This is a genomic window from Acinetobacter sp. GN11 (genome assembly GCF_054823985.1).
Genome location: NZ_JRVL01000355.1, coordinates 236 through 13,284 on the forward strand (window position 1 = coordinate 236; position 13,049 = coordinate 13,284).

General features: G+C 36.2%; 17 protein-coding genes. 8 read left to right on the top strand and 9 right to left on the bottom strand.

Annotation, left to right across the window (positions count from 1 at the left end; genetic code table 11):
* Positions 1-55 precede the first annotated feature (55 nt).
* Positions 56-913, bottom strand: coding sequence for an alpha/beta hydrolase family protein (locus NL42_RS19215; protein ID WP_461313966.1), 858 nt, complete (start codon positions 911-913; stop codon positions 56-58).
* A 141-nt stretch (positions 914-1,054) separates the two neighbouring features.
* On the opposite strand from NL42_RS19215, the gene NL42_RS19220 reads away from it, so the two are divergent.
* The gene (locus tag NL42_RS19220) at positions 1,055-1,510 is read left to right on the top strand and encodes a hypothetical protein (protein ID WP_461313967.1); all 456 of its coding nucleotides are present in this window, start codon (positions 1,055-1,057) and stop codon (positions 1,508-1,510) included.
* A 37-nt stretch (positions 1,511-1,547) separates the two neighbouring features.
* Here NL42_RS19220 and NL42_RS19225 read toward each other — a convergent pair whose 3' ends face one another.
* The 3 genes from NL42_RS19225 to brnQ all read right to left on the bottom strand — a co-directional run bounded on the left by NL42_RS19225 (position 1,548) and on the right by brnQ (position 3,954).
* Complete coding sequence (locus NL42_RS19225; protein ID WP_004643085.1) at positions 1,548-1,790, bottom strand: hypothetical protein; 243 nt, start codon at positions 1,788-1,790, stop codon at positions 1,548-1,550.
* Positions 1,791-2,041: 251 nt separating this feature from the next.
* On the bottom strand, positions 2,042-2,461 hold the full coding sequence (locus NL42_RS19230) for a GlcG/HbpS family heme-binding protein (protein WP_009392680.1): 420 nt from the start codon (positions 2,459-2,461) through the stop codon (positions 2,042-2,044).
* A 191-nt stretch (positions 2,462-2,652) separates the two neighbouring features.
* On the bottom strand, positions 2,653-3,954 hold the full coding sequence (gene brnQ / locus NL42_RS19235; RefSeq protein ID WP_016137913.1) for a branched-chain amino acid transport system II carrier protein: 1,302 nt from the start codon (positions 3,952-3,954) through the stop codon (positions 2,653-2,655).
* A gap of 354 nt (positions 3,955-4,308) precedes the next feature.
* Between brnQ and map the strand changes: the two genes are divergently transcribed.
* Positions 4,309-5,103, top strand: coding sequence for a type I methionyl aminopeptidase (gene map, locus NL42_RS19240; protein ID WP_461313968.1), 795 nt, complete (start codon positions 4,309-4,311; stop codon positions 5,101-5,103).
* 42 nt (positions 5,104-5,145) lie between these two features.
* On the opposite strand, the gene NL42_RS19245 is transcribed toward map, so the two are convergent.
* Entirely contained in the window at positions 5,146-6,045 is a 900-nt protein-coding gene (locus NL42_RS19245) for a LysR family transcriptional regulator (protein WP_336168361.1), read from the bottom strand.
* A gap of 243 nt (positions 6,046-6,288) precedes the next feature.
* Between NL42_RS19245 and NL42_RS19250 the strand changes: the two genes are divergently transcribed.
* Positions 6,289-6,612 carry a hypothetical protein gene (locus tag NL42_RS19250; RefSeq protein ID WP_461313969.1) on the top strand — a complete coding sequence of 108 codons (324 nt, stop codon included), beginning with the start codon at positions 6,289-6,291 and terminating at the stop codon, positions 6,610-6,612.
* 47 nt (positions 6,613-6,659) lie between these two features.
* Here NL42_RS19250 and grxD read toward each other — a convergent pair whose 3' ends face one another.
* Positions 6,660-7,001: a Grx4 family monothiol glutaredoxin gene (gene grxD, locus NL42_RS19255; RefSeq protein ID WP_004643080.1), complete on the bottom strand. Its 342-nt coding sequence runs from the start codon at positions 6,999-7,001 to the stop codon at positions 6,660-6,662.
* Positions 7,002-7,228: 227 nt separating this feature from the next.
* Here grxD and NL42_RS19260 point away from each other — a divergent pair, with 227 nt between their 5' ends.
* On the top strand, positions 7,229-8,437 hold the full coding sequence (locus tag NL42_RS19260) for an acetylornithine/succinylornithine family transaminase (RefSeq protein ID WP_461313970.1): 1,209 nt from the start codon (positions 7,229-7,231) through the stop codon (positions 8,435-8,437).
* Positions 8,438-8,489: 52 nt separating this feature from the next.
* Here the strand turns inward: NL42_RS19260 and NL42_RS19265 are convergent, their stop codons facing one another.
* The 3 genes from NL42_RS19265 to NL42_RS19275 all read right to left on the bottom strand — a co-directional run bounded on the left by NL42_RS19265 (position 8,490) and on the right by NL42_RS19275 (position 10,068).
* On the bottom strand, positions 8,490-8,921 hold the full coding sequence (locus NL42_RS19265) for a CBS domain-containing protein (protein WP_004791938.1): 432 nt from the start codon (positions 8,919-8,921) through the stop codon (positions 8,490-8,492).
* A 144-nt stretch (positions 8,922-9,065) separates the two neighbouring features.
* Positions 9,066-9,440, bottom strand: a complete 375-nt coding sequence (locus tag NL42_RS19270; protein ID WP_336168353.1) for a DUF2750 domain-containing protein — start codon at positions 9,438-9,440, stop codon at positions 9,066-9,068.
* A gap of 394 nt (positions 9,441-9,834) precedes the next feature.
* A complete protein-coding gene (locus NL42_RS19275; RefSeq protein ID WP_003652111.1) occupies positions 9,835-10,068 on the bottom strand; it encodes an SEL1-like repeat protein in 234 nt (77 codons plus the stop codon).
* Between the two features lie 217 nt (positions 10,069-10,285).
* On the opposite strand from NL42_RS19275, the gene NL42_RS19280 reads away from it, so the two are divergent.
* The 4 genes from NL42_RS19280 to NL42_RS19295 all read left to right on the top strand — a co-directional run.
* Positions 10,286-10,645: a hypothetical protein gene (locus tag NL42_RS19280; protein ID WP_016137920.1), complete on the top strand. Its 360-nt coding sequence runs from the start codon at positions 10,286-10,288 to the stop codon at positions 10,643-10,645.
* 104 nt (positions 10,646-10,749) lie between these two features.
* Complete coding sequence (locus tag NL42_RS19285) at positions 10,750-11,076, top strand: hypothetical protein (protein ID WP_004791944.1); 327 nt, start codon at positions 10,750-10,752, stop codon at positions 11,074-11,076.
* Between the two features lie 120 nt (positions 11,077-11,196).
* Positions 11,197-12,309 carry a signal recognition particle-docking protein FtsY gene (ftsY, locus tag NL42_RS19290; protein WP_461313971.1) on the top strand — a complete coding sequence of 371 codons (1,113 nt, stop codon included), beginning with the start codon at positions 11,197-11,199 and terminating at the stop codon, positions 12,307-12,309.
* A 187-nt stretch (positions 12,310-12,496) separates the two neighbouring features.
* The coding region (locus NL42_RS19295) for a nitroreductase family protein (protein ID WP_461313972.1) at positions 12,497-13,049 on the top strand (553 nt) is incomplete at its 3' end.

Genomic DNA, 13,049 nt, shown 5'->3' on the forward strand with positions numbered 1-13,049 from the left:
CTCTACACAGGATTACGGGCATAGAGGCAAAAACTAAATGATAGAATTTAAATTACTATTGAATTTCTTGCTCTAAGACTGACCACAGCTTTTGATGTGATTTTTTAAACATTAACATGTGCCCAATTGATTTATAGCCGAGTTTTGTCGGGTTCAGTTCTAACATTTTAGTAGATGCATTTGGATATAAATTTAATAAATCTACAACGTTGTGTTGAGTGGCAATTTCATCGTCACTTGCCCAAATAGAAGTAATAGGACAAATAATTTCAGTATGAAAGTCATGAAAGATAGTTTTACCAATCGCATTTTTCACATAGCCTGGATGACTGCAAAATTCTCTCCATTGTTGCGCGACTTTTTTAGGTAAGTTTTCACCCATTCCAATAAATTGAGTAGCACCATAACCTTTTAACGTACTAGAAATTGGGAAGATAACGTTAAACATAACAGGGGCCAGAAACTTGGTTTTACCTTTGAGTCCTTTTACATGGCCTGTAGAACCTGCTACCGCAACAACTTTTGCTACTTTATGAAAATTTGGCACAATCCCTAATAGTTGCCCACCCGCACTATGGCCAAGAAGGGTAACTTTTTCTGCTTGAGTTTTTTCTAATAAGGCATCAATTGCACAAGGAATATCAAGCGTTCCCCAATCATTAATACTTGCATCGCTTTGCTTTAATGGTCCATGCAATGAATCTCCAATGCCACGGAAATCAAAGCTTAATACTTCATAACCTTGTTGACTTAACCATGTAGCAAAAGGATGATAAAAGTTTTTAGTAATACCTGTAGCTGGACAAATCAAAACGGGATTTGCCGACTTTTTTGATTGAGTTGGATAAAATTGTGCAGCAAGTTGATAACCGTCTTCGCAGGTCATCCAAAATGATTCAAAAGTGTTATCCATAATATTACGTAATGATTAGCTTATTAATGAATTTAATTTACATGAGTTCTAAAATGATACTTGATTAAAGTGTGACTATAAAGTCAAGATTTATGCTATACAGCTCATTAAATTTTAATAAAACGAATAATAGGGGAAAAGATGGATTTACCGAAAGCTGTACAGTTGGCGATTGTGTTTAGTGGCATATTTTTATGGATAGGAATGTTCACAGGGGTGTGGAAATATTGGCAAATACGCCGTTCAGAGTTACATCGTGCCCACTATTATGTTGATATCGCTCATCGCAGCAGTTTACTTTATGCGGCTGCCAGCCTAATTCTTGCTGTACTGAGCTATTTTACTGTTTTAAATGAAAATATTGCTTTGTGGTGTGTGTTAGCAAATGTGTTGTTTTTTAGCTTTTCAATATTAATTTATATGGTACACGGTTATTTACAGGACACTACAAATCAATTCAAAACTCCACATCGGTTAGGCAAATTTAACTTACCTTCGTGGTTAATGTCTTTAATGATGGTTGGATTGATTATTACTGAGTTATTAGCTACAGCTATTTTAGTTATTGGAACAATTTTTTTATTTCTGGGTATATAAAATGGATGATGGCTCATCCATTTTTTAAATCTTACAATTATTGTTGACTAAGACGTCGCTTGGCTAATTTTCGCATCTTATGATCGACAAAGGCCCACAGACAAAATATGAAAGAAACCACCATCGCATACATAAAGTATTCGGGTTTTAGATTTCCTTTAATCATACCTTGAAACAGTAAAGTCAGCATAAGAGCAAGCGGTGTCACTCCATAAACAACTGAATCTTTGCTGTTCAGAGTGTTAATGAAGACTTGTTTGTTGAAATGTAATGATAACATCTCCATCCCTCCTTGTGGTTGCGCTAAAACCTAATGTTTTAGTCAAGAATAACTTTTAAGCTTAATGTTGTACTGCTATTTTCAACTCAATTCAAGAGCGAATAGAAAATTTTTTAAACAGTTTTATAAAAACCTCTATATTTATAAAAGCTTAAGGTATTAAAAAAGTAAATATTAAATACTTGTTCTTTTCAGAAAGAGAAACTATTTAGGTGAAAAGTGGATTAATTTCTCTTTCCTATCAATTTATCTTAGCTATTTTGCTTTTTAAAAAAGGTATCAATTGCATGTTGAGCAATTTCTGCATCTTCAAAAGATTGAACACCAGATACACCAATAGCACCTAAAATTTCACCTTCGTGAATAATTGGTTTTCCACCTTCTAACATGCCTTGAGCGCTAGGCATACTTAAGAAACCAAGACGGCCACTTTGCAGAAGTTCTTCATAAAATTTTGATGGTCTACCTGATATTGAAGAGCATTTTGCTTTTTCTAGACATAAGTGTGAACTTAAAGGAGAGGCGCCATCTAAACGTTTCATGAGTAATAAGGAGCTTGTTTCATCAACAATAGCAATGCTGACTTTAAAGTTGTGTTCAATTGCATATTTTTGAGCTTCTTCCATTAAAAACTCTGCATCTGCTAATGTTAAGTAATATTTAGTTTTCATTGTTGCTCTTCTTTCCTGAGTAAGCTAAAAATTATTTTAATGTAATTTTACAGTAAAAATTGATTATTTCTATTGTTGATTTGTCATTAAAAACTAGTGTGGAAATAAAATGCTGGTTGGGTAAACACAGCATTCTATTCAATATATAAAATCATGTTTGGATAAAACTCGATTTCAAAAAAGCCACTAGATTAAATATTTTTGAATTTAACTTTGTCGATAATTACGGTAATTGCAAGAACAACTAAAGATGGGATCAACCAAGCTAAGTTTTGTTCATTTAATGGTAAATGTTGAAGAAATTCAGGTAAATAATCACCGAAACCTGCAACTTTAAGACCATCAATAATACCGAAAATTAAAGCAATACTCGTTACTGAACCGACAATAAAAGAAGGTTTATGCCAAAATTTCCAGAAGAAGCTCAGCATAATCACCACAATTGCTGGTGGATAGATTGCACTTAAGACAGGTACTGAAATAGCAATCAGTTTAGTTAATCCAAGATTCGAAATAATGAAAGAGAAGCCAACTAAAATAAATACTAAAAGCTTGTATGGTAATTTCGTTAACTGAGCAAAGTACTCGCCACACGCACAAGTTAAGCCAATTGCTGTAACCATACAGGCTAGAAAAATTAGTCCAGTTAAGAATAATGAACCCATATTTCCAAAAGCATGTTGAACATATGCATGTAAAATTACCGCACCATTTGCTGCATTTGGTGCTACTTCATGGCTACCTAGACCTAATTTGAACAAGCTCAAATAGACTAAAGTAAGACCGGCACCTGAAATGAGACTGGCAATAATTGCATATTTGGTCACTAACTTTTTATCAGTTACACCACGTGAGTAGATCGCTTGAATAATAACGATACCAAATACCAGTGCGCCTAACGTGTCCATAGTGAGATAACCATTTACGAAACCTTCAGAAACTGGAGAGGTAACGTAATGGTTAATTGGAGCAGGTACGTAACCAGAAGGTATCATGACTGCTGCAATGCCTAAAATTGCTAAAGCAATAATTTTTAGCGGGGCAAGCACATGTCCAACTGTGTCCAATAACTTGTTTGGATAAAGTGAAACTATAGTTACAAATGAAAAATAAATTGCGCTATAGATTAAAAGACTGCTACTTGAGGTTCCAAAATAAGAAGAAAAACCAATCTCATAAGAAACTGTAGCTGTACGTGGGGTAGCAAATAGAGGGCCGACTGATAAATAACAAACCACAGTTAAAATTAGACTTGCTACTCGACCTAAGGGAGAGCTAATAATTTCAATGGAACCCTGCATACGAGAGAGTGCCATAATAGTAATTACGGGTAAACCAACAGCAGTAATCAAAAAGCCCATTGCAGCTAGCCATACATGATCACCAGCTTGTTGAGCGACGATGGGAGGAAAGATAATATTGCCAGCCCCAATAAAAAGGGCGAAGGTCATAAAACCTAAGGCAATAATATCTCCAGTGCGAAGATGTTGCATAAATTAAATTTAATAAAAAAAGAAGGAATTTTAGAGCAAAAGTAATCATGATCAAGCGCTAATTTATGTGAAAAAGCTTTTTTTCGGGTGGTTAAAACGATATATAGAGTTATAAGCGTTTGTTTGGTTAAAGTATGTACTTGAAAAGCCATTAAAAGGCTAAAAGAACTTCTTTTTAAGTTCTGACTTTTCATAAAAAATATGTAAGAATAAAAACATAATTTTTTATTGTGAATGCTGAATATTTAAGCATTTTAGGCTTTTGGTCTGACTTATATTCATCCTAAAATATTTTGAATTACCTTAGGTTTTTGTAGGGAAGGGCATGTTTCTTGTCTGCGAGGATAGAATTGAATGAGAGCTTCTACTGTTACGATTAAAACTGAACAAGATCTGGAAAAATTAAGAGTTTCTGGGCGCTTGGCTGCGCAAGTTTTAGAAATGATAGGGGCCTATATTAAACCGGGCGTATCTACTGAATATTTAGATAACCTTTGTAATGACTATATTGTAAATAATTTAAAAGTTATTCCCGCTAATGTGGGATATCACGGTTTTACAAAAACGATATGCACTTCAGTCAATGAAGTTGTTTGCCATGGGATACCATCGCCGAATAAAATTTTAAAAGATGGCGATATTATTAATATTGATGTCGCAATTATTAAAGATGGTTATTTTGGTGATACGAGCCGCATGTATTTTGTGGGTAATGTAAATCCACAAGCGAAAAAATTAGTTGATACAACTTATGAGGCGATGGTTGCAGGTATTCACACTGTTAAGCCAGGAGCGACATTGGGTGATATTGGTTATGCTATTCAGTCGATTGCTCACCGAGAAGGCTATAGTATTGTTCGAGAATATTGTGGACATGGGATTGGTAAGGTCTATCATGAACAACCTAATGTTTTACACTATGGACAGCGCGGGCAAGGCTTGGTCTTAAAGAAAGGAATGGTTTTTACCATTGAGCCAATGGTGAATGCAGGTAGACCGCAAGTGAAAGAGTTAAATGATGGATGGACAGTTGTTACTCAAGATCTTTCGTTATCGGCTCAATGGGAACATATGGTTGCAGTAACAGATACTGGTTTTGAACTATTAACCCCTTGGCCTGAAGGTGTGGGAAACTATCCTGCAATTTGAAAAATATAGAAAAAGTTCGATAAATTATCGAACTTTTTTATTTTAACGCTCAGAAAGATGTTCTACTAAATAATCAATGAATACTCGAACAGCAGGCAGTAACCCTCGGCGTGATGGATATACGGCATGTAATATTCCATGAGGTGCTTTCCAGTCTGGTAAGATTTGTATAAGTTGCCCGGATTTTAGGAAGTCTTCTGCTGCAGTCTCTGGCAATAATGCGATACCACAGTTCTGACTAGCCAATTGAGCCAACATGTGTATGTTTGTGCCCATTACAATAGGGCTAACTTTGACTTTCTTTTGCTGATTGTCAGGTCCATGCAAAATGAATTGTTGATCAAGATGATCTTCAGATAAACTTAAAATGCGATGTTCACTGAGTTGCTCTGGGTTTTTTATATCCCCAAACTCATTTAAATATGCCTGACTTGCGAATAAACTTTGTTCTATAAGCGCGAACTGTCGAAGAACTAAACTAGGGTCGTCATCCAGTTTTGAGCGAACTCGTAATGCGATATCAATTCCTTCATTAATAACATCTACTCGGCGGTTGCTGACCATTAGTTGCAAACGAATTTCTGGATATTTTTTTAAGAAAGCAGGTAGGATTTTAGGAAGTTGATTTTGAGCAATATCAACAGGCACACTAACTTTCACCACGCCTCTAGGTTGAATACTTAAATGATCAACTAAATCATGAGCAGCTTGCGCAGCATTCATCATGACTTGAGCATGTCTATAAATATCCATCCCAATATCTGTAACAGCAAAATGACGAGAACTACGCTGGATTAAGCGAACCCCCAAGTTTTCCTCTAAGCTGTAAACGCGGCGACTTAATTTTGATTTTGGTATATCCGTTACACGCTCAGCAGCACTAAAGCCACCATGCTCAACAACAAGAGCAAAACAATAAAAATCATCAAGATCAGTGAGCATTAAAATATCCTATTTCTGCAACAACCATGATTTTACATCATTATTTTTGCAACGATAATTCTTATGCTAAGTTTTTTGTAAGTAGGAGATAAATTCATTATTTAATTGATAGAAAGAGTTTTGAAATTATATTGTAATTACTTTGTAATTCGAATGTATGTATTTAAAAAGGCTTTATAGGTTGTCTATAGAACTATTTAACATTTTCTTCTACACTATATTTTTCTCTAATTTTCAAATCTAATGCCTTATCAATTGATAGAACTTAACGATGCCTCAGCAAATATTGAGTGTCCATTTTGCAAACAAGCGATAATTGACTGGGCACAAGAACAGTATGTTCAGCCATGTGAGCACACTTTATTTATTGCTATGGATTTAGGATTCGAATTTGTTGCAGATCGATTTGAAGAGTGCATGAGTCAGAGCGTGGATGAGTTACACGAAGATCCAAATATGAATATTTTTGAAGCTCTAATGACAACACCTTATGAAAAATTGATTGTTTTAAAATCTGATTTAGGTGTGGAAAGTTTATTTCGTTATGTTGGGGTAAGTGATCTTTAAAATTGAGAGTATAAAAAAGCCAATCTATTGATTGGCTTTTTTATTATTTACGCTTCTGGTGCAGCGCTATATTGTTCAACTAATGGTTTTAATTCGCCATTTTGGAACATTTCAAGCATGATATCGCTACCGCCAATAAGTTCGCCATTTACCCAAAGTTGCGGGAATGTAGGCCAATTCGCAATTGCTGGTAAGATTGCACGAATATCAGGATTTTCCAGAATATTTACATATGCAAATGGACGACCAATTTGACTGAGCGCCTCTACAGCACGTGCAGAGAAACCACATTGTGGAAACTGTGGAGTGCCTTTCATGTAAAGTAAAACGGGATGCTTCGCAATTTGATCGCGGATTAACGCTTCAGTATCACGTGCTTGTTCAGTCATAAATAGATCCTCAACTAATCTAGCAGCATTATAGGGGGTGTTTATGTTGCTTTGCAAACCACCTGAATACTTAAAGTTGCATTGAATATTCAATATTTTATTGTATAAACCGAAGTGATAGCGAAAAGCGGACGAAATTTTAGATAAATGATTGATGAGACTTTTCATCAGAGCCAGTTTTTGTTTATATAAACCCTTCTAAAAACCTCATACAGACAGAGTTCGTTATGACTGATATTACCCTAGCTCCAATACAACCTGATCAACCATCACACTTAATGGCTACTTATGGTCGCCAAGCGATCAGTTTTGTACGAGGCCGAGGGGCATATCTATATACTGAAGATGGCACAGAATATCTAGATGCCTTAACTGGTATTGCTGTATGTGGTTTAGGTCATGCTCACCCAGTTATTGCAGAAGCAATTGCTGAGCAAGCTGCAACACTTGTGCACACAAGTAATCTATTTGAAATTCCTTGGCAAACTGCCGCGGCTCAGAAGCTTGCTGAAGTTTCTGGCATGGAAGAAATCTTCTTTTCAAATAGCGGTGCTGAGTCAAATGAAGGTGCAATTAAGATTGCTCGTAAATTTGGTACTCAACAAGGTGTACGTTTGCCAAAGATTATTGTGGCAGAACAATCATTTCATGGTCGTACTTTGGCAACACTTTCAGCAACGGGCAATAAAAAAGTACAAGACGGATTTGCTCCTTTGGTGAATGATTTTATTCGTGTGCCATTTGGTGATGTAGAAGCAATTCAAGAAGCTGCATTGCAGCATCCAGATATTGTTGCGATTTTGATTGAACCAATTCAAGGTGAGGGTGGTATTAATACTGCTCCTCAAGGCTTTAGCTATCTTGAAGAAGTTCGCAATATTTGTAATCAGCATAACTGGCTTATGATGCTAGATGAAATTCAAACAGGTAATGGGCGTACTGGTAAATATTTTGCATATCAGCATACCAACATTGTGCCTGATGTCTTGACGACTGCGAAAGGACTTGGAAATGGTTTTCCAGTAGGTGCTGTAATGACACAAGGTAAAGCTGTTGGTTTATTGGGACCAGGTAGTCATGGTTCTACCTATGGCGGTACTGTACTAGGTTCTCGTGTGGTTTACACAGTCATTGATACAATTCAAAAAGAGAATGCTGTAGAAAATGCGGCAGTAGTAGGACGCTATATTGTTGATCAACTTCGTGCAAAGTTAGCAGACAAGAATATTCAAGTGCGTGGTTTTGGTATGATGATTGGTATTCAATTGCCTAAAGACTGTGCTGAACTGGTTGCTATTGCTCGAGATCAACATAAGCTTATTATCAACGTTACGGCAGGTTCAGTAGTTCGCCTGTTACCACCTATTAATATGACTCAAGCACAGGCTGATGACTTATTAGAGCGTTTAATTGGCTTGATCAGTAACTATCTTTAAATTTTAGTATGAAAAAATGGGCTCTTATAGGCCCATTTTTTATTACCAGTCATTAACCAGAGATATACTGTTTTAACTGTTCAATTAAGTTTTTCTGATCTTCCATTGCTGCTTTTACTAAGTCACCAATAGAGATAAAACCAACTAATTTTTCATTGTCTAATACGGGTAAGTGACGTAAGTGGCGATCTGTCATGAGCTGTAAACACTCTTCAACTGTGTTGTTTAGGCTTACAGTTAATACTTTAGATGTCATAATTTCAGCGACTGTAGTGCTATATGAAGAACGCTCCATAAGTGTCACTTTTCGCGTGTAGTCACGTTCAGATAAAATTCCGACAACCTTTTCACCTTCGGCTACCACTAACGCACCAATTCCTTTATCAGCCATGATCTTAATTGCTTCAAGGACAGTGGCTTCTGGAGAAATTGTAAAAATATCTTGCTCTGATTTGTTTTTGATTACTTGTGCAACGATTGTCATTTCTTCTGTCCTGTGTTTTATCATTTTGTTTTAAATTAGCCTGATTTTATAAAAATGCAAAGACTTCATAGTCATTCAAATACAAGTTTTACACTCAAGCGTTCAAAAAGCATTCTAATAATAGTTAAGAACCTAAAGAAAACTTTAGGCTCCTTGCCAGTGCGGATGTTTAAAAAAGAAATGATGCATTTGCTGGGTAGATAATTTCAACTTCCTATGAGAGGAATTAAACAAAGCTGGCGTAACATTGAGTCGGGTTAATGTTGGTAATAAAGATTCGTGGAAATCTTTGGGGGTAATTCTTCGTGGTTTGTAATGTGGCCAATGTTCTTTAGCGTAGCGGTGAGCTTGTAATCCATTGAGCCAAAAAGGAAAAATAAAGTCTTCCTGATCTGATTTAATTGCCCAGCCTTCATGAAATAATCCCCAAAGAACTCCGCAGTACATCATGGTTCTTAAAATATAAATCTTAATCATCAAGTCTTTTGAAACCGGTTGTAGATTACTTAAACTATTCATTGTCAATTTAATGGTTCGTAACTTGTCTTGCTTATTATAGAAAAAATAGATGACATTTCAGTTTAAACAGGTATCAAATCGTAAACAAATATTCCCAGCTAAGAAAAATTCGTCTTGAGCCACGACTCAATTGGTGAAGTAAAGCTTTAGATAAATTGATAATTTTGGGCTTTGATGGGTATAAAAAATGCCACCTAAGTAAGACAAAGCGATTAAAGCTTTGGCGAAGCGCAAGACAAACGAAGTGCGTAGCGAATTATATTTATAAAATATTTTTTACGGACATAAAAAAACGCCACCTGAGCCATGACTGAAGTGGCGAAGTAAGGCTTTAGATAAATTGATAAATTTGGGTCTTTACGGGTACAAAAAACGCCACCTAAGTGACGTTTCTTTATGCTTGCATTGTGGCTAACTTTTGCCAATATTGTGCTTTAAGTGAGTCACGTTCAACACGGAAACCTTGATAATACAATTCTGCTAAGAATAGAGCAGCTTTACCGTGCCCAGCGCGAGCAACTTCTTCTAACTGTGTAACTGCGTCTTGAAAGTTCATTTGAGAATGAATAGTGTTTACTGCAGTTGCGTATACATGTTCTAAATCATGATGAGAGATACGTTGAATCATATAAAACTCCTTATTGTAATTATGATTACTTTTTTCTAAAGGCCACTGCCTTTAAATTAATTTAACTTAGAATTATTAAACTAATATTACAAATTGATGGATTTGTCAACTATTTGCGCATTTCACTTAGTTCACTATTAGGATACATGATTAAACATTATTCACAAATAATTTTGATTAAAATCAATATGAGAATAAAAGACAAGGAGAATAAAATATGACAAATACAATCGACGGCTTTGTTTTTGACACTCCTCCTAAAGAGGAACAAATCATAGAACTGGCCCATTATCACCGTAAATTATTAGATGAAGCTATCTTTCATGAGGAAATCCATTTAGGGGATTATTGCCTTGCACAGCGCAAAAGGGTATTTGATTTTGCTGGGCATTTGGAACCCACACAAAAAAGCTGGTTTTACCAAGTTTATGATGGGGAGCTTCGAAAAATTGCCGATGAAGACGAGTTGCATCCAGCAGATGCAGAAGAAGGGTTAAGTATTTTTGCTATGTTTTTAGTCTTGGTGATTATTGCAGCAATTTTATACTTTTCTGTCATTCGTTCACTAATAAGTTAAGCATACTCATACTATCCAGTAAGGTATGATTATTAACCTTACTGGATGTTTGATCTTGTACTTATGAGTATTGAACCCTACACTACACTAATTCGAGGTAGGTCATGCTCATATTCAAACAAAATTTTCTTAAATTAAAGTCTGAGTTAAAAGTTGATCAATGTTTTAACCTATTTGTGGTTATTGTCATTGGCTGTATTTTTGTGCTGTCATATTTAGCATTACTTCGGCCTATTAGTCCGGATCAATATCAACGAATTATACAACTTTCTCATCAGGCGACTTATCCAAGAACTCAAGACATGGCTGAGTTACTTATAGCTCAGTCAGAAATTCATCGGGCAGAGTATTTAAAGTTAATGCATGCTTACCAATTTGAAGGTGCTCATATTAAGCAATATCCGGCACTCGCTCAGGAAGATACTCAGTAAATGAGTGAATCAGGCTAAATCTTGGTTTACAAAGCTTTTTGAGCACTATTGTGGCAGGCAATTTTTTGAATTTATGCTAAACTTGATCTTTTTAAACGCGCTGCTTTTCAAGGAATCCGCATGGAGCAACAATCGAATATGCAAAATAAATTCTTGATAGATGCTGAGATCGGTGATGACGATGTCACATTACCTAATTTACCTGCTATCGATGTTCCCATCGTTGAATCTCCTGTTAAATCACAAGAAAATATTGAAGTAGCCAAAGTTGAATTGGCTTCTACAGATACCGCGGTTGAACAACCAAAATCTGGTTTTTTTGGCCGGATGAAAGAAGGTTTAACCAAAACTCGTCGTAATTTCGCTGATGGTATGGTCAATATCTTGATCGGCGGAAAGGAGATTGACGATGAGTTACTCGAAGAAGTCGAAGAGCAATTATTGGTTGCAGACATTGGTGTTGAAGCAACTAGAACGATCATTACCAATTTGACAGAGCGTACAGCTCGTGGTGATTTGATCTATTCACACTCTCTATATAAAGCGCTACAAGAAGAGTTGGTTGCTTTGTTGGCTCCACGTGTTAAGCCTTTACATATTGACCCTAACAAATCGCCTTTTGTGATTTTAATGGTCGGGGTAAATGGCGTTGGTAAAACCACAACCATTGGTAAATTAGCAAAGCGTTTGCAAGGTGAAGGTAAAAAAGTAATGTTGGCTGCTGGCGATACATTCCGTGCCGCAGCAACAGAACAATTACAGATCTGGGGTGAGCGTAACGATATCTCAGTGGTAGCTCAAGGTCATGGAGCGGATAGTGCTTCTGTTATTTTTGATGCCTTTGAGAGTGCTCGTGCTAAGGGAATTGATGTATTAATCGCAGATACAGCAGGTCGTTTACATAATAAAAGCAACCTGATGGAAGAACTTAAAAAAGTTAAACGCGTAATGCAAAAAATTGATGCAACTGCACCTCACGAAATTATGTTGGTAGTAGATGCGGGTACAGGTCAAAACGCGATTAACCAAGTGCAAGAGTTTGACCAAGCTGTGGGTTTAACTGGTATTACAATTACCAAGTTAGATGGAACTGCGAAAGGCGGCGTGCTATTTAATATTGCAAGTCGTACTCATGTGCCAATTCGTTTTATTGGTGTTGGTGAAAAAATTGATGATTTAAGACCATTCTCGGCGAAATCATTTGTTGCTGCACTGTTTGAAACTGATAAATAACTGGTTATCGGCCGTAAAGAGCTTCACTAAATGGTGGAGCTTTTTTATATGTATATCTTTTTTTATTGTTGCGAAAATAAAACGAACTGTCATATTTTTAATGCTGATTATAAGAAATGAGTTCAATACACTGTATTCATTCCCAAACAACGGCCAATGGTCAATCAAATAGGTAGGAAATAACAAAATGTCTACTTTCTTAGATAAAATTAAAAATCGTCGTACAATTTATGCAATTGGTAAAAATGTTGCATTAGATCGCACTAAAATCGAAGAAACTATCCGCGAAGCGGTTAAACATAGTCCTTCAGCTTTTAACTCGCAATCTTCACGTGTGGTGACACTTTATGGTGAATCGCATGCTAAATTCTGGAATTTAGTTCGTGAAGCATTACGTAAAATTGTTCCTGCAGACGCTTTTGCTGGTACGAACACAAAAATTGATAGCTTTGTAGCTGGCGTTGGCACGGTTTTATTTTATGAAGACCAAGCTGTTGTTAAAACTTTACAAGAGCAATTTGAATTATATGCAGACAACTTCCCAGTATGGTCTGAACATTCAAGCGCGATTGCTCAATTTGCAACTTGGACTGCGCTTTCAGAGCTTGGTTTAGGTGCATCTTTGCAGCACTACAACCCGATTGTTGATGCTGAAGCAGCTGAAGCATTTGATGTGCCTGCAACTTGGAAATTACGTGCTCAATTAGTATTTGGTTCAGTTGAAGCACCAGCAGGCGAAA

Coding starts and splice junctions, on each gene's coding strand:
- NL42_RS19215 (WP_461313966.1), bottom strand. CDS start 913: ATGGATAACACTTTTGAATCATTTTGGATGACCTGCGAAGACGGTTAT.
- NL42_RS19220 (WP_461313967.1), top strand. CDS start 1,055: ATGGATTTACCGAAAGCTGTACAGTTGGCGATTGTGTTTAGTGGCATA.
- NL42_RS19225 (WP_004643085.1), bottom strand. CDS start 1,790: ATGTTATCATTACATTTCAACAAACAAGTCTTCATTAACACTCTGAAC.
- NL42_RS19230 (WP_009392680.1), bottom strand. CDS start 2,461: ATGAAAACTAAATATTACTTAACATTAGCAGATGCAGAGTTTTTAATG.
- brnQ (WP_016137913.1), bottom strand. CDS start 3,954: ATGCAACATCTTCGCACTGGAGATATTATTGCCTTAGGTTTTATGACC.
- map (WP_461313968.1), top strand. CDS start 4,309: ATGAGAGCTTCTACTGTTACGATTAAAACTGAACAAGATCTGGAAAAA.
- NL42_RS19245 (WP_336168361.1), bottom strand. CDS start 6,045: ATGCTCACTGATCTTGATGATTTTTATTGTTTTGCTCTTGTTGTTGAG.
- NL42_RS19250 (WP_461313969.1), top strand. CDS start 6,289: ATGCCTTATCAATTGATAGAACTTAACGATGCCTCAGCAAATATTGAG.
- grxD (WP_004643080.1), bottom strand. CDS start 7,001: ATGACTGAACAAGCACGTGATACTGAAGCGTTAATCCGCGATCAAATT.
- NL42_RS19260 (WP_461313970.1), top strand. CDS start 7,229: ATGACTGATATTACCCTAGCTCCAATACAACCTGATCAACCATCACAC.
- NL42_RS19265 (WP_004791938.1), bottom strand. CDS start 8,921: ATGACAATCGTTGCACAAGTAATCAAAAACAAATCAGAGCAAGATATT.
- NL42_RS19270 (WP_336168353.1), bottom strand. CDS start 9,440: ATGAATAGTTTAAGTAATCTACAACCGGTTTCAAAAGACTTGATGATT.
- NL42_RS19275 (WP_003652111.1), bottom strand. CDS start 10,068: ATGATTCAACGTATCTCTCATCATGATTTAGAACATGTATACGCAACT.
- NL42_RS19280 (WP_016137920.1), top strand. CDS start 10,286: ATGACAAATACAATCGACGGCTTTGTTTTTGACACTCCTCCTAAAGAG.
- NL42_RS19285 (WP_004791944.1), top strand. CDS start 10,750: ATGCTCATATTCAAACAAAATTTTCTTAAATTAAAGTCTGAGTTAAAA.
- ftsY (WP_461313971.1), top strand. CDS start 11,197: ATGGAGCAACAATCGAATATGCAAAATAAATTCTTGATAGATGCTGAG.